Raw genomic sequence first — 23,028 nt, 5'->3', positions numbered from 1 at the left:
GAAAAAAGCAGAGGCCGGCAGGAACAAAGGTTTCGGAAACATTATTCGTGAACATTTTCATTTGCAGTTTTTTCCTAATATTACAGTATCAAAGAAATAAAAGCATTTCGGAATTATCAGTTTTATAAATGTTACCTGAAGTAACATTTAACTTTTTAGCCACAGAATTGATAAATTCATGGCCGCCTCTTAATTTCCAAAATCTTGGATCAAGCTTACCTTCAATTTTTCCCGAAGATTTCCAAAGATCGGTTAAACAAATCAGCCCGTCTTTTGATCGGATATGCTGGCCGTTAAAATCCATTGATAACTCTGTCACTTTTTCTCTGCTTTTCATTATATTTTTTTCTCCTTACAGGTCGGGGTTAAAGAACACATTCGCTTTTCCAGGTAATCCTTTTTAATGCCTGAGTTCTTTGGTTGAGCCTCCGAGGATGGGTTTGTAAACAGCATTGGTGCAATCCGCATAGCCCCGGCCTCTGACATCATGTTCTTTCAGCGTGCCTGTGAACTGATTCCGGGCAATTTTGCCGATGGTGCGCACTGCAAGCCACTCCTGATCTTCGGAGCTGGCCTTGTCCGCTATCTCATCGGCAAGGGTGACATCCCCGGAACGGTACCGCATATACACTTCGTTGACGTGCATACGCAGCTCATGGGAAAGGTATTTGGCGTAGGCCAGAGCGATTTGCCAGTGGGCATACGTTCCGCCGTTCTTACCGCGTTTTGTTTTGTAAATGTTAGCAGGGCTAACATTCAATTTTTTCGCAACAGAATCAATAAATTGTTCACCAGTATATTTTTTCCATAATCTTGGATCAAGTTTGCCCTTAGGCTTACCAGATGCTTTCCAAAGATCGGTGAGACAAATCAGTCCCTCTTTTGGTCGGATATGCTGACCGTTAAAATCCATTGATAACTCTGTCACTTTTTCTCCGCTTTTCATTATATTTTTTCCTCCTTGCAGGTTGGGCTTGAAAAACACATTCGCTTTTACAGATAATTCTTGTTACGGCCTGGTTCTTTGGCTATCCCGCCGAGGATAGGCTCGTAAACAGCATTGGTGCAATCCGCATAGCCTCGGCATATACACCTTGTTGACATGCATATGCAACTAGTGGGAAAGGTATTTTGCATAGGCCAGAGCGATTTGCCAGTGGCAAATGTGGAAACGTAACGGCCACGGGTGGTTTTATAAATGTGCCCTACGGGCACATTTAACTTTTCATTGACAGAATCAATAAATTCTTGTCCTACCTTTCTTTTCCATTGTCGAAGGTCTTTATTTGATTCGCTTCCTACAGCTTTCCAAAAATCGGTGAGATAAATCAGTTATTGTAGGTTGGGTTGAAGAACGAAACCCAACGCACAGATGGCAAATAAAAGTTCCGTCTTTTATTTCAGCTCTGCGGCGTCGCATAATTTATCGGGAAGTTGGGTTTCCTTCCTCAGTTCAACCTGCTCAATTAGCTTATCAATCGCCCTGAAAAATACCATTGACCTGCCTGAAAACGGCTGCTGTTTGCTTCAATCCATTCCGCATATTTTGCAATGGCTTGTTTCCGCTGCACGACAAACATATCTGTTTCAAAGGGGAAATCAATATCATAACGTATGACCAGTTCCTCATAAGCAAACTGCCTTACCTGGCGTATGCTCTTTTCAGATTTCAGATTTTCGAGCAGGCAGGCTGGTGAATAAGGTTTGCCATTGCGATAGCGGATTCCGGGGCTGAAGCGGGATTTGTTTTCTGTCCACCAGTCGTGCCAGTCTTCTGGTTTTTGTGAAACACGGGTGATGGTGGTTCCGGATTCCTCACCCGGGGGATAGAGGCTTTCTCCTTTTTTCAATTTCTCAAGTTCTTCTTCAAACAACTCGTCTTCGTCAATGTCTTCGGGAATGAAAACTTCCTCGTAAAGTGCTGCTCCGGTGATAAGGTTCATGGCCAATGCAGCAGATTCGGCAAGTTCGGTGTTGCCAATATGATAAAGAAGTGTGTCCATTGCTGAAATATCTCCGAGCAGGCCAAGTGATATCAGGCAGTCAACGCTGACGTTGCCACCAGATGCGATTCGGAGCAGAACAGATATGGCTGACGAACCGCCGCCAAGCCCAAGTGGTAAAAGCGGCCAATTCTCTGTTTCGGCATAACGCAGGCATTCGTTTATGGTTTGTGGTTCGCCAATCCTCAGAGCTGCGAGTGCGGCAACAGAGCAGATGGCTTCATCTTTGTGTTGAACATAATTCAAAAGCAGGTCAATGGCGTTCGGATCCCGAACACGACCGATGGCCCAAAAAAGCACGGGCAATGAATCTGAACTTTTCGGGCGCAACGCAACATGAAACAGTTCTCTTTTCGCAGGTAATCGTTGATAACCGATAAGTCTAGCCACAATGGGGACAAGTTTCTGATCACCTTCCGAGAGCATCCGAATAAATTCATTTTGCCAATTCACCGGTAATTCATGATTGAGGGCATCGCTGACTGCTTGGACACGTTCTTCATCTTCGGCATCCAATTCCTCTAAGACTTCCTGAACCAAATCCAAGCGATTTTGGCGACAGAACACCCGAATTGCGGCGTGGAGTTCGCCAAAGTCGCCTTCGATTACCTGCTGTTTGCAAACTTCAAGGGCTAAGTCTTCTCCTACAAGCAATCCATCAATATGGGCTTCAAAACGATTTTCAAAGTCTTCGAGGTCCAACCAAGTAATTTCAGGGTCATCCAATAAGGTAAGACGCTGTTCATAGAGGAAGGAAACCTCTTCGAAATGATCAAGGTAAAGAGTAATGGCGAATTTTTTTTGATTTTTTGTGATTGATTGCATATTGTTATAATTATAATAAATTTTCATATATTCATCCATTTGTAATAACAAAAATGGATGTCTATTAAGCTCTGTAGAAGGTTTTAAAGCGATCACCTACGGGGTAACATCAACCGAATATCATGGGCCTACCCCGATTCCTTCAATTTGGATTTATTTTGGCACGAGCATGACAGGGTTATTTTTTCGTTCAAACCAAGGCGTTTAACTCACCTTTTGTTTCAACAAACTATTTCTTTAATTAAATCTGTTGCTTCACTTGCTTACCCAATCACAGAAAAAAATATTGTCCGTGTGCATTTGATTTGTTGTTATGCAATTCGTGGTTCGCTCTATTCATTAAAAGTCATCCTCATCATAATTTTCTGTTTTTACGATTAATACACCCTTAAGATTCATATTCATAAGTTTTTTAGCTACTTTTTCATGAATCACCAACACAGTCGGCCCACAAAACAAACGAAAGCAGAGCAAATCCTGTGCTTTATTTTTATCAATCACAGTCGAGTGGAAGGTGTATTCATCTTCCATCTCCGACTGTTCACGATCTATAGCGTCGACTAACCCAATAAAATTTATAGCGAAATAATTACTCCATTCTTCATCCGTATTTTCTTCTTTGACACTTATTTGATACACATCAATATTATCGACACCAAGATTAGTGAATGCAGTAAGTAAACGCTTAGACATAACAGGAACAGATGAATCGAAAAAATCAGGCATTTCCTTACCTGACCCCATACAAGGTTTCACATAAAAAGTATCCTTAGGGAATGGTTCCGAAAACCTAACGCCATTAATCCATAGTCTTTTTCCTGACTCCTCGGAATGACCTAAGAAATTCATGGTTGTAACGTCATCCAAATCCTGTGTTATGAAATAGTACATCGCTACCTTTCCTCCTTTGCGTATACATAGCTCATTGATGACACATAATAGCCTTTCCATCCTTTTACGTTAGATCTGATTTTAGAAGAAATCCCATCCAATCGTTTCAAGACCTCTCTTCCTATTTCACCTTTATCATCAGGCTCACATACTGTTTTATCTTTAGACAACTTCGCTTCTATATCACGAAGCAATTTATTAACCTTCTCCTCATAATTAGTATCATTGTGCGATATATCATCAGTATCATTGATTAGTTTCTTAGCAGTCTCAAAACTCCAGTCATGGTGACCTACATGCCATTGAGAACCAAATGCGCTTGTGGAAGGAAGGCTATCTACATGCCGCATTACTTCAAATGCTACTTCTTTCTTATCTACAGGCACCAACTCTCCGTACTGATATCCCTGAAGGTAGTAACTATTTTCATTTAGTTGACCAACAGTTGGCAACGACAATCCATTATTTTTGTTATTAACATCGTAACCCACTTCATCAGCCATTTGACTCAAACGATGGAATTTCGCAAGGCATTGCATTGCAGGTATGAGGTGATGTGCTGCTGTCGCGTAATAGGCAATATCTTGATGCTGTGGAATGGTCTTACAACCTAAATTACTCGGTATACTAGACAACTCTCCATTACCTTCTTTTTTTTCTTTTGTGGTATCTTTATGTTTTTTTTTGTTGCAGATTGGACACTTATCTTCATCAACAGCAGGAAGACCAAGACTGATTTTTTCTCCTGATTCAGACATTTTACATACCTCCTATTACAAAACAAATGGGAACTAACATTTTAAAAAGTACCTTATAATAATAGTTGGGCAAAAAAAATAAATCAAATAATTTCAATAGGTCATGAAATCAAAATATAAAACTGTTTATAATAATTTCAGACAGTTACGACCTTTAACCTGTTGAATCAAAAAATTACCGAACCATTGTTATAACAATTTGGACTTTTGGACAAATAATTTGCCAATCACTTTAATATATTGAAAATTCATTGTTTACAGAATCAAAAACAAAAAACTTGATCATCGAGTAATACGGTTTTCCATAAATCATTTAGGATCACAATATGAGATTAGTGCTGTTTTTGGATTTAACCTGTTTATCCCATAATATTTTTTTTATTATGAAATAACGGATCACCCAACCTGCAAACATTCTTCCCCTCAAACTTAACATCAAAAGAGTACATCATAAACTCGGCTTCCCCTTTGATCTTACCGCTTATAATCCCCCCGCCGGCTGTGCCAGCTTCATCCCCCGTAGTCGTTGAATATTTTGCCCCCTTTACCATGGGCATTTTTCCATCGGTTTTAACCTTCTTTGGTCCCTTTGATGTATCGGATGATTTGCCGATATTCGGGTAGGGAATCGGGACTGGCCCGCCCGGAGTCGGTGTTTTACAAACATCAGGAAATACCGGACTCATCCCGCCGCTTCCTTTATGAGCAATGCCTCGTGAATTTACAAAGGTCGTCTGAGCCATATTTTTTCTCCTTAAAATAATGCCATAGTCAATGCTGCTCTGGTTCCGTAATCTGAAGAACACCAGATCAGACAGGGGCTTTCTATATAGTTCTTCTTCATGCCTATTGCTGACAGCCCTGTCATCAAAGGGCCAAGGGCAGCACCGGTATCTCCAAAACAATCTATGGGATGTTCAAGCCTGAATTCCTCTTCAAAATAGCTTTTACTTCGCAAATAAGCAACGCCCCATTCTTTTGCTCCGAAATTTTCACCATTCAACCCGGCAAACACGGAACGGATATTCCCAAGAGATGTATCAGAAGAATCAAAAGCAGCTTGAAACGCTTCTGACAGTCCGTTCCCCTGGTAAATTTCCTCACTATAAAGATGACCGCTCTCGTATCCGACACCAACCGCCTGAATCTGAACGACAGGGTTTTCCCCTGATTTTTCAGCCACATCAGGGGAACTGAGCAGCAAAAAACCTGCGCCTTCTCCGGGTATGAATCCGTCCATGACAAAATTTCCCAAAATACGGTTTTCCATATCAAGCGTTCCCAGCAGATAAAGGTCTAAATAGGTGTCAACTCCGCCAACAATAACATGCTGATGATCGCCTGAACTTAGAACCTGCATAGCCTTCTGAATCGCTGCCAAACCTGACGCACGACCCAGCGGGAAAAGTTCGCTTTCACCGACATTAAAGCGGAAACCCGTTTGCATACCGAGGTACTTGATAAATTCGTCATCAACCACTTTCGGACGATCCTGAAGTGGTTCGGGAACACCCAGGTAAATCGGGATTTTTTCAATATCCCGCGTATCTGCCAAAACTTCCTCAAGCGCCGGGGCCGCAAGCCGCAGCATTCGCAACTGTCTGGCAGTAAGCCCGACAATCTGATCAATCTCCGGTTTGACAGGCGGCAAGACTTCATCCGGTAAAATTGACATGACAAAAGGATCAAAATGCTTATCACAAATGCTTGTCTCGGAAAAACGTGAAATGCCGGCCCGAACTGAAGCTGCTGTTTGTTTTGCTCCAATGCCAACAGCAGTCATCATGCCAATTCCCGAAATAATTGTCCCTTTTTCTGCCATCAGTTATCTTTTCCTCCCTTCCAGATCAAGATGCTGCAAAGCCACATCAATTTGCTCCACTTTAAGTGCGCTTTTGTCACACGCCACTGCTCCCCGCCAAATCATAAAGAAGCGAGACTGATCCGGCTCAAACAAAACAGTTTCCATGTTCAGTGGCGGCGTTTCCGTGCTACCGGCAATCCGAACATTTGCAACCAGGCCACATGAGGGGAGTTTGAAATTCAAAGGCCCATGCGGAGACACATTTATCAACGCAACAGGTTCGCCACCCTGTAAATAGCTCTTGCAAATGAGGTCAGGATGGGCAGCATTGAAAAAACAGGGGTTAAAATCTTTGGGCAAATACGGCGCAGATGTTTTTTGCCAAATTTCATCATAAGTCCCGGCAAACAGCTTTCTGGGTTCCCATGATCCGGCAATGTAACCAAAGCCTGCCGGGGGAGGCTGATCTTTGGGCTGCGAGATCAACGAGGCCGGGGCTTCCAAATTTGGAAGAAATAACCCTTTTATTTCCTTTTCTTTTCTTTTTCCAACAAATCCGCTGCCAACAGGGTTAAGACTTTCAAATAAGATTTTCCCCTTTTCCGCATTTATCTCATGAAAACCGCCGAAGGCTCGTTCATAGATCAGAGGCATCATTTCAAAAGGTTCCGGAGGTGTCATTCGAAGTGACAAAAGGCCGCTTTCCCATTGCCGGTTGCCGAAAACACGCACAGTCTTATTCTGGTCAGCAACGGAAAGGGTCACATCAAGCTGTTTTACAAGCTGTCTGTCAGGAGCCTGGGCATGCCCAATCAGAACGATATCGGTGGAGGGTTTTATTAAATGGAGTTCGGCCGCGTACTTCAGACTTGACTGACCAGGTTCGCCCCAATACTCATCAGCATAGACCATGGGAATCTGCTCATCATCCACAGTCAGGGTTTTTCCAATTTTAAAAGTTGCTTTGACAGTGACATAGAGGGTGTCCACCCCATGTTCATCAGGGAAAAGCGCAATTTCAACCTCGAAAGGAGTCTCATTTTTCAATTGTAACATCAGATATTCTCCGATCCATAAGGATTTCCCAATAAATAATTTATCCCTGCCGAACCTTGGTGCAAAAAACCGTTCCGCTCCGTTCCTCCGCTCCACTCAATTTTTGCACTCCGAATAAGAAGTCTCGTTTTTCAATTGGACTTCCCTAAAAGGCTCCTTTGATCCTTTGCTAATTAATGCTGACACCCGCCCCTTTGATCTTATTCATGCCTTTTGCACGGCTTAACAAACTGGTACCACGCACAATGATTTTACCTTGCTTATTAATAAGAATCATGCCCTCACCACATTTGAGTCGTATTTCGTCATCGGCCTCAATAATGATTCTTTTGTCATTTATTTTTACATCTTGTGCTTTCAAAGGCAATTCAATCTCAACTTTATCATCAGGATAATTTAAAGTCTCACTTGTATTCACCGGAGGTGTATAAACTTCGATTAATCCTGTGATATATCCGTATTCCTGACCGGAATCCAAAACAAACAGAACCGAATCACCGATATTGAGTCGGGGCAATGGCCCCTGGGCTGTACGAATGAAATAGCAGGGCAAAAGAAATTCCGATTCTTCTGCCTCCACCAATATCATGCCGTCACTCTCAAATCCGGCAATCATACCCTTTTGAATGGCAAGCTCATTCGTTAATAATGTGTCAACGTTAAACATTTCAAATTTCTCCTTGAAAACCTTGAAAATTAATTTCCAGCAATCTTAGAGCCTTTGATTTTGATGTCGCCCGAGGCTTTAAAATTGAATTTCTTCCCCTTGATTTGAATGTCACCATTTTTCTTGAGTGTGATACTGGCCTTCCCTGCGTTCAGCACAATCTTTTTGTCACTGAAAATATTGATTTCATCGGCAGCATGTACGTTTAACTTTTTTCCAACATCCAGGCTTGTATTCTTACCAACCTTGACTGATGCATTTGAACCGATACTAGCAGAAAGGTCTTTTCCAATTGATGAATCTGCATTATCCCCAATGGATTCAGAGAGACTTTTTCCTACTGATAAATTTGCATTTTTCCCAATGGACTCAGAGAGATTTTTTCCTATTGAAATCGTTTCATTTTTACCTATGCTGATGCTGGCATTATCTCCAATGGACTCGGTATGATTTTTACCAACATCAATTGATTTGTTTTTCCCAACAGATTCACTCTGATTCACCCCCACACTTTTTGTGCGATTATTTCCCACTGACAAAGTTTCATCATGTCCCACGGTCCGATTTTTATCATTTTCAATAACAATGGTCCAATCCTTCTGACCGTGCAGGAAAATCTCCTCCGAGCCTTTCTTATCCTCAAACCGAATCTCATTGAAACCGCCGCCGCCAAGAGACGAATCTGTTTTCATGGTACTTTTTGTCTTCTCTCCCGGCAGAGCATACGGCACAACCTGCGACGCATTATAAACCGTCCCCGTGATAATAGGCTGATCTGGGTCGCCCTCCAGGAAGCTGACAATGACTTCCATGCCGATCCGAGGAATAAATATGGTTCCCCAGTTCTTCCCGGCCCACATCTGCGCCACCCGGACCCAGCAGGAAGTGTTCTCATCCCGCTGGCCTTCCTCATCCCAGTGGAACTGCACCTTGACCCTGCCGTATTCATCAGGCCAGATTTCCTCGCCAGCCGGGCCTGTCACAATGGCGGTCTGCGTGCCAACGACCTTGGGCTTTTTCGTGATCAAAGGCGGACGAAACGGCACATCCCCAGGAAACGCCTCAAACACATTGGCATAACCGTCCTGATCCGCCCGGATGAACACATCCCGCAGGATATATGTCACATTCATATCATCCCGGTCATGCTCCGTCAGATCAAATTTGTATCCGGCAATAAATGCCCGGCAGAATCCTTGCCCCCGGAGAAGCTTCTGCGGCAATTCATATGCCTCAATCCGCTTATTGATAATCGCTTCTCCGTCACCGGTTGTGCCGAATTTTCCCGGATAATCATAAATTCTGAAACCGCCCGATTCTTTCCCATCCACGCTGCTCAGAAGATCGGTGTCCGGCGTTTCAAAATTAAAATCCTCTGACGCGTATTTATTGGGGATCATCTGCTGCTCAAGGCTGCACCGGTCAATGAGCGTATCATCGGAACGATCCTCATGGGCAACGGGTCGCATCCGGGCAGCGTCCAGTCCCGGGCAGGGCTGATGAGCATCCGCATCATCCGCCAGAATCAGCATATGTTTGTCCTCGGTATGCTCGAAAAAATAAAAAATCCCCTCCTCCTCCATGAGCCGGGACACAAACGCATAAGCGGTTTCCTGGTACTGAACACAATAGACCCGGGGATTATATGTCCCCGTGGTTCTGTCATCAAAGTCCGTGAGTCCGAAAGCCGAGAACACATCCGCAATAATATCCGGCACGGTCATATTCTGGAATATCTTGCTGTTGGCGGTCAGGGTCAGTTGCCAGAACCACGGACGAATTTCAGCGTAATACGTGGTAATGTTCCCGTCATAGCCCGCTTGGATAAAGCGGCATACAACACCATTGATATAGCGTTTGGTTCCGTTATACTGCTCAATCGTCACGGTAATCTTCTGTCCCACGATCTGGGTAAAGTCAACAGCGTTGTCATCAGTCCTCAGTTTGAGTCGGTAGTGGAACAGCCCGGACAGATGCTCCTCGCCCTCAATCTCCGCAAGCATGAATTTTCGTGCCTCTCCGTCCAACGGAGTTGTCACACAGAGATAGACTTTTTCATTTGCCGATTCTGTCATTTTTAAACCCCTTTCCCGGCCCAATCTGCAAGACTCAAATCATACACCGGAACGGCTATGGTTCTCACAGGTTCAAATACATTGTTTACAGATATCACTTTTTTCAATTTACAGATCCTTCTTCACCCTGATTTTCAAATTTCAAGGTTCGTCTGCTATCGGATCAAAATGATATGCAAACCCTCCGGATTCATCAAGATCAACGTGAATGCCGATACAGATTTCTCCCACTGCCATGCGCCGGAGGAGTTCTCCTGAAAGTTCAGGCAGCATGGTGTGTGTCAGGAGATGATCCACGTTGCGTGCGCCAGTGTCCACCTCCATGCACCGTGCGCCGATGGCCGCGACAAGTTCCTCACTGTAAGTAAATTCTGTCCGGTGATTCTCAAGAAATCTTTGGCGGATTCTGTCTAACTTCAGCCTCACGATTTTGCGAATGACTTCATCTGTCAGCGGATAATACGGCACAACCACCAGCCGCCCCAGGAAAGCAGGTTTGAATCGCTGCAAAAGGTCGGGCCATACCAGTTTCACCAGTGTTTCCGCGTCTGGCATATTGTTGAAATCATGACATGCCTCCAAAATCGTGTCCGTGCCGATATTGGAGGTGAGCAGAATAATCGTGTTTTTGAAGTCCACGGATAATCCTTCGGAATCCTCCAGTGTCCCCTTGTCAAAGACCTGATAAAATAACTCCATGACATCCGGGTGCGCCTTTTCCACCTCATCCAAAAGGACTGCGCTGTAGGGTTTGCGCCGGACTGCCTCGGTCAGCACGCCGCCCTGTCCGTAGCCCACATAACCCGGGGGAGAGCCTTTCAGCCCGGATACGGTATAAGGCTCCTGGTATTCGGACATATTCAGCGTCACCATATTCTCCTCTCCGCCGTAAAGCAGATCCGCAAGGGTCAGGGCGGTTTCTGTCTTTCCAATGCCGCTTGAACCGATCAGGAGAAACACGCCCGCGGGTTTGCCCGGATCATCCAGGTTTGCCCGGAATGTGCGAATCCGCCGGCAGATGGTGTCCAATGCCTGGGACTGTCCGATAATCCGCTCCTCCATGTTTTCCTTGAGATGAAGAATCCCCTCTATCTCGTTTGTCAGCATCTTGCCCACGGGAATGCCTGTCCAGTTGGAGATGACAGTGGCAATGATCCCGGAATCCACACAAATGTGAATCATGGGATCAGCCTGTTGCAACATTTCCAGTTCTTGTCTCAGTTTGATGCGTTCCTCGCTTAGTTGTTCAAGTGATATCTCCGAGATTTCCGAGACTGAGACCTCCGAGGTTTCCGAGACTGAGACCTCCGAGGTTTTAGAAACCTCGGAGGTCTGTTTCAACTCGGAGGTCTTTTCTAAATTTTTCTGAATTTCAATCAACCGTTCCACCAGTCTGAGTTCATCTTTCCAACGTGCTTCGAGTTCCTCACCTCTCTTTTTTAATGCTTCCAATTCACCTGACAATTCCTCTGTCCGTGCAGCATGATTCCGGCCTGAAGCCTGCTCCCGCTTCAGAATGACAAGCTCCAATTCTGCCTGTTTTTTTCGATAATATATATATTCAATCTGAGGCGGCGTGCTGTTCTGAACGATGGCAACACGCGCACAAGCGGTATCCAGAACACTGATGGCCTTGTCCGGCAAATGTCTTCCTGAAATATAGCGTTTGGATAGCCGAACCGCATCCTGCACCGCCTCATCCAGAATAATGACGCTATGATGGGCTTCAAGATTAAACACCAGTCCTCGGAGCATCTCAACAGCCTCCTCCTCAGTCGGCTCATCCACCTTGACCACCTGAAATCGCCGCGTCAGCGCCGGATCTTTTTCAAAATATTTCTTATATTCACCCCAGGTTGTCGCTGCAATGGTGCGGAGTTCTCCCCGAGCCAATGCCGGTTTGAGCAAATTGGCAGCGTCTCCCATGCCTGCGGGACCGCCCGCGCCGATCATGGTATGCGCCTCGTCAATAAAGAGAATGATGGGGCGGGGAGAAGTTTTCACCTCCTCAATAACGGATTTCAGGCGTTTTTCAAATTCTCCTTTTATCCCTGCCCCTGCCTGGAGAAGCCCCAGATCAAGAATACGCACAGAAACATTTCTGAGGGGCGGCGGCACATCTCCTTTGACGATGCGGGTTGCAAACCCCTCGACAATGGCTGTTTTTCCCACACCTGCCTCGCCGGTGAGAATGGGATTATTCTGCCGTCTCCGGGTCAGAATATCAATAATCTGGCGAATCTCCATGTCACGGCCCTGAATGGGGTCCACCAGACCGCTTCTGACTCGTCCTGTGAGGTCAATGGTGTACTGATTCAAGTTGGGGGTTTTGGTGAGTGGTGAGGGGCGAGTGGCGAGTGGTGAGTGGTCAGTGGTCAGTGGCGAGTGGTCAGTGGCGAGTGGTGATTCGAATTTCGAGTTTCCAGTTTCGAGTTTCGAGTTTCGAGTTTCCTCACCTGAAAAGCGGATGATTTCACGGATATCATTTTTGATGGCATCTTTCGGAATCCGCTTGAGCGAGGGGGAGGTCTCGAACAGCATTGCCCGAAGTGCGTCATCTTCCAGAAGGGCAAGAAGAATGGCTCCGGTTCTTACCGTATCGGAGTCAAAACGGAGTGAAGCTATCATCCAGGCTTGTTCAAGGATTCGGAGAATGTGCTGAGAAAGCGCGGGCGTGCGGCTATTGCCTCGTCTGAATTTCTCAATTGAGAGGGTCAGTTCCTTATTGACATCCTCAGAACTGACCTCATAATAACGCAACACTCTTTGTATGTCCGCATCGGGGATATCCAGCAGTGTCATCAGCAGATGCTCGATCTCCACATTATAATTGGTATAGGAGACACACAACTGAGCTGCCTTCTCAAGTCCTTTCCGACAGGTCACATTCAGTTTTGCAATGAGTGTTTGCAGGTCAAGGCTCATGTTTACTCTCCTTCAATTCCGCTTTTGCGATATTAAGCTTTTTTAAAAATGGGTCTTTTCTGAAGTTTTTAAACCAGTTTTTTACGATGAAATAGCCACCAAATCTTAATGCATAATTTCTGAAGTATTTTCTGTGCCATATATTAAAAGCCGATATGATATATCTGACTCTGCCGACAATGATTGTAAACGCGGACGTAAACACAATCATCGGAAAATTAATCAGTATGTTTTTCACGATTTTCCAAAAATTGCTGAAATGATAAAATCTGTACATCAGATCTCCGACAATTTGCTGCATTTCTTCCGGTTCAGCGCCATCGTCGGGCATAAAAAGCGGGTATTGTCCGTCATAATATTCCCAACCTAATTGTTCAGTCGTAAATATTCGATTTTCCTGTAGCAATCGTTTTCTTAATTCCGTGCCGGGCAGGGGGATTGTCAGTAGCACCTGAAGCGTATCAATTTTCGATTTTTTGATAAACTCTCTGAAATATTTTGCTTTTTCAGTTAGCGGGATAACCTTGTGTGAAGCGTCAGGTTTTCTGGGATAGCCAAAAATGAACATGCCATGAATAAAAAAGCCGTATTTATGAAATGTGTTTGTCCAATTTACCAGATCTTTTGACAAATATCCTTTTCTCATGGCAATTAATTCTTCGTCAATGGGAGATTCATATCCGATACAGACATTATTGATATTTGCCTGTCTCATCGCTTCCAATAAGGCCGGATATCTGGCATCGGTGATTCTTACCTGAACCGTTATTTTAAGTTTTATGTTGTATTTTCTCTGATATTCTGTCAGTAATTTACAAAATTCAATGGCTTCTTCCCGATTTGACGCAAAATGGTCGCTTGCCTCAAAAAATTTACGAGCACCGCGAGTTTCAACAAGATACCGAATTTGTTTCATCATATTCTCCGGCGAAGCGGATCTGGCTTTATCTTTGACAGTGCAGAATTCACAGTTGAAATTACAGCCTCTTGTCCGAGTAATCGGATACATTTTTATTTTTGCATATCGCATCAGATTAAAATCAGGCAAAGGCAGCATGTCAAAATCATGAATCAGCGGTCTTTTCTCTGTTTTATACATGCTCCCGTCTTTTAAGAATGCAATGCCCCGAATCTCGGACAAATCCTGGTTCTTTTCCCATGCTGAGAGCAATTCCTTAATCGTTATTTCACCTTCTCGCAACACCACCACATCAATATCATGATCCAATGCCTCTTCAATTAATGCCTCAACATGCTTTCCGCCGGCCACGGTTTTTACACCGGAGGTTTTATAAAATTTTGCAAGTTCATAAATTCTTGGGACAGTTGATGAAATTGACGCGTAAAAACCGACCACGTCGGCCGGTCTTTCTTTTTGAAGCTGATCATGATCCAGCAAATTATGTTCATCTCTGGGCCAAAACCTGCCGTGGCAATTATTCTCATCAATGACTTCAACCTCCCATTTGTCCAACTTGTTTGCGTTTGTTGCCACATAAATTGGCCCCACAGAAGTTGTGCGAGTTGCCAGGGAGGTGTAGATATTGAAATTCGGGAAGGCAGGTACAACTATCCTGAAATAAAATTTTTTTTTGTTTATCATGAGAGAACCTCCTCTGTTATCTCTCTTGTGAAATGTAACTGTTGGCAGGCTGGGAAAAGCTCGGAGTTCCGTCTTCAGGCTGTTCCTATTAAATCAGTCAGTTATCCCGAAAAACGGACAGTCTGAACGCGGAACTCCGAACTTTTTCAACTTACTGATTATTTCCAGTTGATCACTTGTCTGTCAATGGCAAGCCAGAATAAATCCACTCAATTTTATAAAGATCTTTCCGCCGACTGTCGAGATTTCGAACGCTGCCGTGTTTTCGGAGTTCCTTTAATAAATCCAAATCAATGTCCGCTATAAGTGTCATTTCTGTATTCGGCGTCGTCTCAGCAGCAACAGCATCATGGGGAAAAGCAAAATCCGACGGGGTAAAGATGGCAGACTGGGAATACTGGATATCCATATTTTTCACCTTTGGCAAGTTGCCGACACTTCCGGATATGGCAACATAACACTCGTTTTCAATCGCACGCGCCTGGGCACATCTTCGAATTCGGAGATAACCGTTCTGGGTATCTGTCCAGAACGGAACCAGTAAAATTTTCATTCCCTTGTCCGCCAGCATCCGGGACAACTCTGGAAATTCGACATCATAGCAAATCAGTATGCCGATTTTTCCGATATCCGTATCAAATATTTTTAACTCCTGTCCTCCTCTGAGTCCCCAGTATTCTTTCTCATCCGGCGTAATATGCAGTTTGTACTGAGCATCCCATGTGCCATCACGCCGACACAAAAACGACACATTATAGAGCTTGTTGTTTATGCTCTTAGGCAGGCTTCCGGCAACAATATTGATATTGCAATTCACAGCCATTTGCAGCATTTCATTTCTCAGCCGCTCAGTATATTCCGCCAGATGCCGCATGGCCTGGGGCGGGTCTTCCTGATTATACCGGGACAAAAGAGGCGCGTTAAAAAGTTCCGGAAACAATATCAGATCAGCGTGATATCCGGATACAGTATCCACAAAGAACTCCACTTGCTGGAGAAGTTCTTCCAGGGATTGAAACTGCCGCATCTGCCATTGTGCAATACCGATGCGGACATTTGATTTTCTCCCCCAGACATGTTTTTTTCTTGTCTGATAGAAAATATTATCCCACACCAGGAAAACCGCATGGCTTTTGGATGCCTTGTCTTCCGGAATGTAGTTTCTGATTGCACGCTTGGGATGAAAGTCATTCGCCAGTTGAAATGTTAATACCTTATCCACAATCTCCCGGTTTTTTACTTTCTGAATATATTCACCAGGACTCATCTCCTTGTGATATTTGGAATATCCGGGTATGCGTCCGCCCACAAGAATTCCCTTCAGATTCAGTTTTTCGCATAATTCTTTTCTTGCATCATAAAGGCGTCTTCCCAGCCGCATGCCCTGATAATCCTTGCGGATGAACATATCTATGCCATACAGATAATCACCTTCATTATCGTGACTTTCGAATCTGCCATCCGATACAATATCCTCATAAGAATGATCACGTTCCAGGCTGGAATAATCAATGATGAGCGTCAGCGCTACAGCGACAACGTTTCCCCTGTCTTCGATACAAATCTGTCCTTCAGGAAAAAGCGATAACAGCGTTGAAAATTCTCCTTTGGTCCATGCGCCGCCCATTCCTGCATAAGACACCTCCATTATGCTTCTGATCTCATTGTAGTCCGAGTGCTGAAGATTCCTGGTTTTAAGCTTATGAGTTAAAATATTTTTTTCCATTTTTTCCTTATAGCCTCAATGACATGCCTTGAACTGATCAGATGCTTCCCGGAATATACCCACCGTCCCTAACCTACTGCGAATCTTGTAAATTTACGTTTATAAGGTGAATGAAAACCAATAACAATATCCTTTTCCGGTATTCCTGACTTTACAAGCTCATCTGCTATCTCGACTTCTGTTCCGTTATGCTGTATCCAGACTTTTCCGTTTTTAAGGTCTATGTGCAAAATGCATCCGTATATCCATGAATCATTGTTCCAGCCCACATTGACGAGCTGATAATGATCTCTTTCCATATCAAAAATCATCTGCCCTTCAACATTTTTCGGAAGCGGCCTTTCCGCTGCGTAGCGTCTGATTATTTCCTGAATATTTCTGCGATATTTTTCTATATCTCCCATTTCACAATCTCCTCCTTTTCCGGATCATAGACTGCAATTTCCATCCGATATTCTCTGACAGCGGACTGAACAAACTGTATTTTAAAAAATGTTTCGTATGTATCTTTCGGAACGGCAAGATATAAAACACGATCTGGCTCCTGATTTTGCAAAGCAAGGCGGTAATTCATATACTGTCCGAGCGCCCTGTGAAATTCTGAGATAGCGGATGCGGCGATAAAACTTTTAATCTCCACCGCTATTTTCTGTCCCTCTTTTTCTGCTCCGATTATTTTCTCAGCGGCCAAATCAATATAAAATTCTATTCCGAGGCTACGGATAAAAAGCGGGTCATCGGTGATTATCCATTCTTCTTTTTCAAGTGCGTTTCTGACAACATCATGAAAAATATCTTTTGCGGTCATTTCTTTTAACTTTCAGAAAGTTGTGTTTAATTTCGGATTCCGTAATTTTTTTGCCTGTTCTGTTCCAGGGTATTTCCCTTTTGCCAACCCTCTGAATCTGATGATATTCTTTGCCTCATTCATTTTTATCCCTGATTTGCCTTCGCTGTTCAGCCAGGATTTGACAGTCCCATTTACAGGAGAAGGATGCGTAAGATGAACCCACAGGATATGTCCGGTTCCGTATGCCACTATGTTAAATTCTTCAAACTCATCCGGATACAGCGACTTCACAGTATTTTTACAATGTTTAATATACGGGTCTGCTGTTCCGAGCATTAGGACAAGCCTGACCGACGAGGAGATATCCGCAAGAAAAGTATTTGCACAGATTTTTATGAGTTCCGGTATTTCCGAGAATGATTTGTTGATCAGGGTTCCTGATGTCGCATAAGCTGATTTCTTTTTATCATATCTTGCAAGACTGCATCTTATCAGCGAACCAAAAGCGAAAGTTCTTTCAGAATCTCCGATTTTGTCATCAACATTTTCCGATTCTTTCAGTATGCCGACACATCTGAGTATGTTTGTCAAATTCTCCCTTGACCGTTTTCCGCCAAAAGGAACATCTTCAAACTTACCATTTTCATAAATATTTGCCTGAGTGGCTCCTTTTGAGAAGCCCAACACGATGATTTCAGGCTCGGAACTTCCCCATGCTCCGGGATTATTTCGCATTCGCCAATTCCCGATTTTTATCTGCTGTTCGCCATTCGGGAAACATTTGTTACATGAAATCCGCCCATGTTTCGGAAATACGGTTTTTATCATGTTTCAGTTTCTTTCTCCTATCTTAACTGACAAATTCTCTTATGCTGATGATCTGATCATATGCCCGAATATTCCAATAATCTTCTTTGGATTTTTTATATAATAATCTTAAATATCTATGTAAGCTGTATCTTCCTCCAGTTTTAAAAATTTCCAGGCATGTCCGGTTGTAACTGCGCCATATATACATGGAAGCGCATTGCCTTCCCGCTCGTTATAAATTTTTGCGGCGATCATTTCCGCAACACACTGTCCCAGTCCGCTGACAATTTTTTCATTTTTTGCTTCAACCACTGCCAGCACAGGGATATCTAAAAACAATTGTTCTGGTGACTTGCTTATGATAAGTAGCTGGCCAAAAGTTTTCCGGGATTTCCTGCCATAAGCAGCACGACATGCACCACATGTCCTTCCGGGCGGAACTGAAAAAAAGGGACTTTTTTTCAGTTCCGACCCGAAATCCACTGATACCTGAAAATTTATGGCCGGGTACTTAAAGTCACAAAATCCGTTTAATCCTTTTTCTTTATCCACCGTAAAATCTATGCCGGAAAAAAAGCTGACGTTAAACTGGTTTTTTATCTCCAGTAAGAGATTAATGATGATGAGTTCGGAACAGGCTTTTTCCTTACCGATTGCCAGGGCCAGGAGAACATTTTGTTTTAAAATCGTTGATAAAAACTCGCTGATCTCCGCTTCTTTAATCTCTGAAAACAAATCTTCATTTTCCACCAATAAGTTAAAGGAGCAGATTTTTTCTTGTTCTATTCATCTTGTTTCAATTTTTAATTTTATTCTAAAGACAGCATTGACGAATTATGCTGCTCTTTTTTTCTCACGTCAGAATGCAGATATGTTTTTAGGTACTCGGATTAAACTCATTATTCCAGTTTTTGATGTATGAACTTCAGACAATTTGTGTATGATGCTTATGTTGGGATAATGAGTTTTTTCTGAGTACCTTATAACCGGCAGACTGGTAATTCCGCATGAATAAAAAGCGGGCGAAATCCAATACTTCTTTTGCAGCGTCATCAGGCAGACCCGCAACCAGCGCCGAAGTCTGCTCCGCAATCGGAATCCATTGCCGGGTCTCAGCCCGCCATACAACGATAAAATGTTTTGCATGCAAGGCTGAGAAATCAAGGGTCTCTCCGTTCTCGTCGGTGAATTCGATTTCATAAACATCATTGCCGTGACAATGAACAACCGCACCCCGCACCCCGGCACGCAGATTTTTTTCCGGGATGTCCGTGACAAGTTCGATTATGTCTCCTATATCCGGTATCATATTTTTTTCCTTACATAAAGTGTTACGAGATGAGCTTCCCTGCTTTCGGGAACTGTGATCCATCCTGTTCTTATGACGGCATGCCGGCCTTCTGTTCCTTTGACGGGAATATCTGCTGTATAACGTTTTCCGAATCTGTCCTCGCTATGGAAAGTAATCTCGGCCTTCATGGCTCCGCCTTCAAGCTGACGAATCAGATCCCTGTAGTTTTCTTTTGTAAACCCGAGCAGCTTCTCAAAAAGAACAGCTTTATGTCTTCCATGCGGAGAATCGGGATCAAGCACATAATGTGTTAGTTTACGGGGATCAATACGGATGCTGTCAGCAATATCTGCCAGTTTCAAAATCTGTGTTCCTTTTTTTCCAAATCATGGTTTTTGTTTTTCTTAATTAAATTTATAAAAAATAACATATTATCAGAATAATTCGGGATTATGCTGAAAAGTGAGAGCTTTTTTCAATCCGGCTTCAGAGACAAAATTCCTTCGGAATCAAAGAACTTGGCGAACTGAAAGAATATTCTTTTTGGCTTTGTTCGGATTCCATTCGAATTTCAGTGACATGTTCTTGAACCATTTTCAATTTTTAAGCATTTTATTCAGTCAGATTATATTCTCAAAAACGAAGTTCATCAGATATCAGCCAGTTCTCACAGCAGGGATACCTGCTGCTCCAGTTCGTCGTCATTAAGGGCATCGTCAGGAATTCCTCTGTCCCACAGCGGTTCAAGAAAACCTCAGCGGCCTGTTTTCAATATTTCCCCGCACTCCCCGATTGTGAGCCGCCCGTTCAGGTACTCTCATATTACAAGTCCCCGTCTTACCTCATATATCTATATACCTCGTCACGCCCTCTGCTTTTCCCATAGAAACATGTTTTTTTGTGAGAAAAGCTTCACCTGATCATATTCTCTCGCTCTCATCCTCAAGCTGAGGAGAAAGCCTTACCCGCTCATATTCCGTATCAGAACCGCCACGCTTCAGCCATGAAGTCCAACTCAGTCGTGGCCCGTCTGCTTTTCCCAGCCCAGCCTCAACTTTCTCGTCCTTTTTTAAAATCAGGAGAAAATCATAATCAAGTTCGTCTGTTCCAATATAAAACCGGGTAAATTCGCAAAGCGGAACATAAGCGGAGCCCGTCGGCAAAAAATCAAGAAACTGCTCATATGTGAGCGGCCCGATCATCAGTTCAAATTTTCCCTGCTGATCCCATACGCGGGAACCCAGCACCGCATCCTGTCCCAGCGTCCGGTTTTGCCCGGAAGCTCCGAGCCGGGTAATCTCATCTTCTTCGATATGAATCCACCTGCCGCATAACTGATTCCCTCTCACCATCACCTTAAAATAATCCGAGAGAACAGATTCAAGCCCGGTCATGGAACGGGGCTGCTGGTTCAGGAGTTCCGTATAAAACAGCAGCGCACGATCCGGCAGCCCCATTCTTCCTCTGAGGCTCTTCATCCCCATCCCCATGAGAGAGAAAAAATACCGGGAAAAATGGCTTTGTTCCGGTGCCTTGAAATCAAAACCAATGCGGTAAATCTTCCGCACCCGGTACATCAGAGAAATCAGCCTGTGGTTGAAAATATCGAGAAAATCTCTTAACGCGGTATCTTTGCGCCATGCCCGCTCAAGAATCAGTTCTGTATAAGGAGCAGGCAAGGGTCCCAGCCCCCCTGCAAGCCCCATAAAATTCACGGTCATCTGTGCGGGTTTTCCATTTGCACGGATAATTTCATCAATCTCACTGGCCGGGAAGTCAAACCCCACCTTTGATTTAAATCGGACAGACTCTTTTCCAGGTTCTGCCCCCTCTCCCAAAGGTTTTTTCGGATATCCCGGAGATACCTCAGAATACATCGCCTCCAGCAGCCTCGCTGCCTGATAAAAATCAAAACGATATCCTTTGTCAAAGAGCAGTTCTTCTAAAGAAACATCTGTTCCCCAACCATGGGTTCCCATCTTTTCCAAATTCCTTTATGTTTTTGACTTTTTATGATCAGTTGGGTAAAAGAATTCACAGACGCATAAAGCGGGAAAAAGCTGTTCAGCACAGCACCGAAAAGAAACGCGCTGCTCCCTCCCTCGTATTCCCCTTCATTGAATATCATGGTGATCTCCGTACCTCGGCAGAAGCCTCTCCACGCATCCGGCCCAAAACGCCTTACGATTTTCTTACACGACATTTCCCTTATGCCCGCACCCTGTTTACATGCGTCCATGCGCTCTGAAAGATCATAAAGCCGAATGATTTCTTTCAGTGATTCCAAACTCTCGTCCGAGTCGCTCAGAGACAGATAGTTCAGTGAAAGATGCGAAATCAGCCGCCACAGGGTCGCGCCCTCCAGAGGCGGATCAATTTGCCGTGTGGGTTTGTCAAGAGTAAAAATACGTGAAACAGGGACAGACCTTTCAATCTGAAGCAGCGCGCCTGTGGGAAGGTCTTCCGCGAGATTCCGATTTGTACAAAGCGTATGCGCGTAAACTGTGGAGGCCGGCGGAAGTCCGGGATTGAAATCCAAGTCAACAAAGGAGATAACCATCCGGGTTCCGAATATGTCTTTCCTGATCTCAGGTTCGCGTCTGGCGAACCAGAATGCCTTATTCTCTTTTTTCTCCATCTGGTGATTAAAGGAAAAAAACGGCTCTATCGCACCGGATTTATCTCTGGAATCAGTGGTCTCGGAAACAGAAAGCACAGAATGAATCTCAGTGGTCTTTTCCCGTCGTTTGTCAGGAACAAGCGGATATTCCACTCGCTGCTGATCCAGCCGGATGGGGTCTGTTGTCTTATGAAAGAGATTGATAATCGGAGTACAGCCCAGACAGAAGGTGTTTTTGTCAATGGTCAGACGCCTGGCCCTGGGCTGATCTGTCATAATCAGAATGTCGAAATAATCGCCCGCGGACGGGAGATAAGAAGTATTGTTCTCCCCGCGTTGTCCTTTCTGAAAATCAAGATCAAAAAAGAGGTATTTTTCCGGAAAAGTGAAATATTCATGAAGCAGACGGTATCCAGCGTGGGCATTTGGAGGATAAGGAAGCACGTCCTCCTCCGGCCTGAATCCCACGGGCAGAATGGCATTCTTCGTCAGAAAGACAGGGGGGCTTGTATCTTCCTCCGGGGCTAGGACCGCAACGTCAATGACATTGCCGAAAAGCAGCTCATACAGGTCATTTACCAGCATTCGCTCGCCATTGAGATAAAAACGAAGATGCGGAATTGCCAGATCATCAAAAGAACCTGTCTGGCTTTTAATTCTCAGCCGCAGCACGGTGAACACATTGGAGGGCATAAACTCATATTTATCCGGAGCTTCAAACTCAGCCTCCGTGACCTCCACAGGCCAGAGGTCAATCGGATAGCATGTCCTGAAACGGCAAATATGCCCCTGTTCGGTTTGGGTGAACAACGGTGTGTGTTTCTCCACGGAATATCTTGAGGTGAGTTTTAACTGGCCCGGATCCACCTCAAACCGGGCAACTGTCATGCAAGGGACAGGATTCAGGAACTGAGGATAGAGTACACCGAGGAGCGCGGTGGAGAGCCGGGGAAATTCGCTTTCAAGATTGTATTGTATCCTGGCAGTTAAAAAGGCAAAGGATTCAATAAGCCGTTCAATGTGCGGGTCAGGGCTTCGGTCAGTCCCCATTTCCAATCTGCCTGCCACCTTGGGATACTGTTCCGCGAATTCCGCCCCCATTTTACGCAGGTAGGTCAGTTCTTGCTGATAATACTCAAGCATATGGCTTTTGTTGTTTCCGTTCATGGTTCAGTCCGCACCTC

21 protein-coding genes are annotated in these 23,028 nt (G+C 44.2%); all 21 read right to left on the bottom strand.

What is annotated here, in order from left to right; translation table 11 throughout:
- Window positions 1–88 precede the first annotated feature (88 nt).
- The 21 genes from dnm_RS05650 to tssF all read right to left on the bottom strand — a co-directional run bounded on the left by dnm_RS05650 (window position 89) and on the right by tssF (window position 23,011).
- Complete coding sequence (locus dnm_RS05650; RefSeq protein ID WP_207681723.1) at window positions 89–337, bottom strand: hypothetical protein; 249 nt, start codon at window positions 335–337, stop codon at window positions 89–91.
- A gap of 63 nt (window positions 338–400) precedes the next feature.
- Complete coding sequence (locus dnm_RS05645; RefSeq protein WP_207681722.1) at window positions 401–946, bottom strand: KilA-N domain-containing protein; 546 nt, start codon at window positions 944–946, stop codon at window positions 401–403.
- 520 nt (window positions 947–1,466) lie between these two features.
- Complete coding sequence (locus dnm_RS05640; RefSeq protein ID WP_207681721.1) at window positions 1,467–2,855, bottom strand: hypothetical protein; 1,389 nt, start codon at window positions 2,853–2,855, stop codon at window positions 1,467–1,469.
- A gap of 312 nt (window positions 2,856–3,167) precedes the next feature.
- A complete protein-coding gene (locus dnm_RS05635) occupies window positions 3,168–3,719 on the bottom strand; it encodes an imm11 family protein (RefSeq protein ID WP_207681720.1) in 552 nt (183 codons plus the stop codon).
- 2 nt (window positions 3,720–3,721) lie between these two features.
- Window positions 3,722–4,477, bottom strand: coding sequence for an AHH domain-containing protein (locus dnm_RS05630; protein ID WP_207681719.1), 756 nt, complete (start codon window positions 4,475–4,477; stop codon window positions 3,722–3,724).
- A gap of 359 nt (window positions 4,478–4,836) precedes the next feature.
- Window positions 4,837–5,220, bottom strand: coding sequence for a DUF4150 domain-containing protein (locus dnm_RS05625; protein WP_207681718.1), 384 nt, complete (start codon window positions 5,218–5,220; stop codon window positions 4,837–4,839).
- Window positions 5,221–5,231: 11 nt separating this feature from the next.
- A complete protein-coding gene (locus dnm_RS05620) occupies window positions 5,232–6,299 on the bottom strand; it encodes a beta-ketoacyl synthase N-terminal-like domain-containing protein (RefSeq protein WP_207681717.1) in 1,068 nt (355 codons plus the stop codon).
- A 3-nt stretch (window positions 6,300–6,302) separates the two neighbouring features.
- Window positions 6,303–7,337: a DUF2169 family type VI secretion system accessory protein gene (locus dnm_RS05615; RefSeq protein ID WP_207681716.1), complete on the bottom strand. Its 1,035-nt coding sequence runs from the start codon at window positions 7,335–7,337 to the stop codon at window positions 6,303–6,305.
- Between the two features lie 169 nt (window positions 7,338–7,506).
- Entirely contained in the window at window positions 7,507–8,004 is a 498-nt protein-coding gene (locus dnm_RS05610) for a hypothetical protein (RefSeq protein ID WP_207681715.1), read from the bottom strand.
- Window positions 8,005–8,033: 29 nt separating this feature from the next.
- Window positions 8,034–10,079, bottom strand: coding sequence for a type VI secretion system Vgr family protein (locus tag dnm_RS05605; RefSeq protein ID WP_207681714.1), 2,046 nt, complete (start codon window positions 10,077–10,079; stop codon window positions 8,034–8,036).
- A 141-nt stretch (window positions 10,080–10,220) separates the two neighbouring features.
- Window positions 10,221–13,004: a type VI secretion system ATPase TssH gene (tssH, locus tag dnm_RS05600; protein ID WP_207681713.1), complete on the bottom strand. Its 2,784-nt coding sequence runs from the start codon at window positions 13,002–13,004 to the stop codon at window positions 10,221–10,223.
- The gene (locus dnm_RS05595) at window positions 12,994–14,607 is read right to left on the bottom strand and encodes a B12-binding domain-containing radical SAM protein (protein WP_207681712.1); all 1,614 of its coding nucleotides are present in this window, start codon (window positions 14,605–14,607) and stop codon (window positions 12,994–12,996) included. Before dnm_RS05595 ends, tssH begins: the two co-directional genes overlap by 11 nt.
- Before the next feature lie 172 nt (window positions 14,608–14,779).
- Entirely contained in the window at window positions 14,780–16,333 is a 1,554-nt protein-coding gene (locus tag dnm_RS05590; RefSeq protein ID WP_207681711.1) for a carbon-nitrogen hydrolase family protein, read from the bottom strand.
- Window positions 16,334–16,401: 68 nt separating this feature from the next.
- Window positions 16,402–16,737, bottom strand: a complete 336-nt coding sequence (locus dnm_RS05585; protein WP_207681710.1) for a XisI protein — start codon at window positions 16,735–16,737, stop codon at window positions 16,402–16,404.
- Window positions 16,725–17,141, bottom strand: a complete 417-nt coding sequence (locus tag dnm_RS05580; RefSeq protein ID WP_207681709.1) for a XisH family protein — start codon at window positions 17,139–17,141, stop codon at window positions 16,725–16,727. Before dnm_RS05580 ends, dnm_RS05585 begins: the two co-directional genes overlap by 13 nt.
- A 12-nt stretch (window positions 17,142–17,153) precedes the next feature.
- Window positions 17,154–17,951, bottom strand: coding sequence for a hypothetical protein (locus dnm_RS05575; RefSeq protein ID WP_207681708.1), 798 nt, complete (start codon window positions 17,949–17,951; stop codon window positions 17,154–17,156).
- Between the two features lie 108 nt (window positions 17,952–18,059).
- On the bottom strand, window positions 18,060–18,668 hold the full coding sequence (locus tag dnm_RS05570; protein ID WP_207681707.1) for a hypothetical protein: 609 nt from the start codon (window positions 18,666–18,668) through the stop codon (window positions 18,060–18,062).
- Window positions 18,669–18,858: 190 nt separating this feature from the next.
- Window positions 18,859–19,242 (bottom strand): DUF4926 domain-containing protein, encoded by a 384-nt coding sequence (locus tag dnm_RS05565; protein WP_207681706.1) that lies wholly within the window; start codon window positions 19,240–19,242, stop codon window positions 18,859–18,861.
- A complete protein-coding gene (locus dnm_RS05560; protein WP_207681705.1) occupies window positions 19,239–19,586 on the bottom strand; it encodes a DUF6883 domain-containing protein in 348 nt (115 codons plus the stop codon). Before dnm_RS05560 ends, dnm_RS05565 begins: the two co-directional genes overlap by 4 nt.
- Before the next feature lie 558 nt (window positions 19,587–20,144).
- On the bottom strand, window positions 20,145–21,203 hold the full coding sequence (gene tssG, locus dnm_RS05555; protein ID WP_207681704.1) for a type VI secretion system baseplate subunit TssG: 1,059 nt from the start codon (window positions 21,201–21,203) through the stop codon (window positions 20,145–20,147).
- A complete protein-coding gene (tssF, locus tag dnm_RS05550) occupies window positions 21,167–23,011 on the bottom strand; it encodes a type VI secretion system baseplate subunit TssF (RefSeq protein ID WP_207681703.1) in 1,845 nt (614 codons plus the stop codon). The genes tssG and tssF overlap by 37 nt, the downstream gene beginning before the upstream one ends.
- Between the last annotated feature and the right edge of the window lie 17 nt (window positions 23,012–23,028).

Origin of the sequence: Desulfonema magnum (assembly GCF_017377395.1) — a bacterium.
Classification (GTDB): Bacteria; Desulfobacterota; Desulfobacteria; order Desulfobacterales; family 4be13; genus Desulfonema_C; species Desulfonema_C magnum.
The sequence above is the reverse complement of the archived record's forward strand: the minus strand, read 5'-3'. Positions and strand labels throughout refer to the sequence as shown.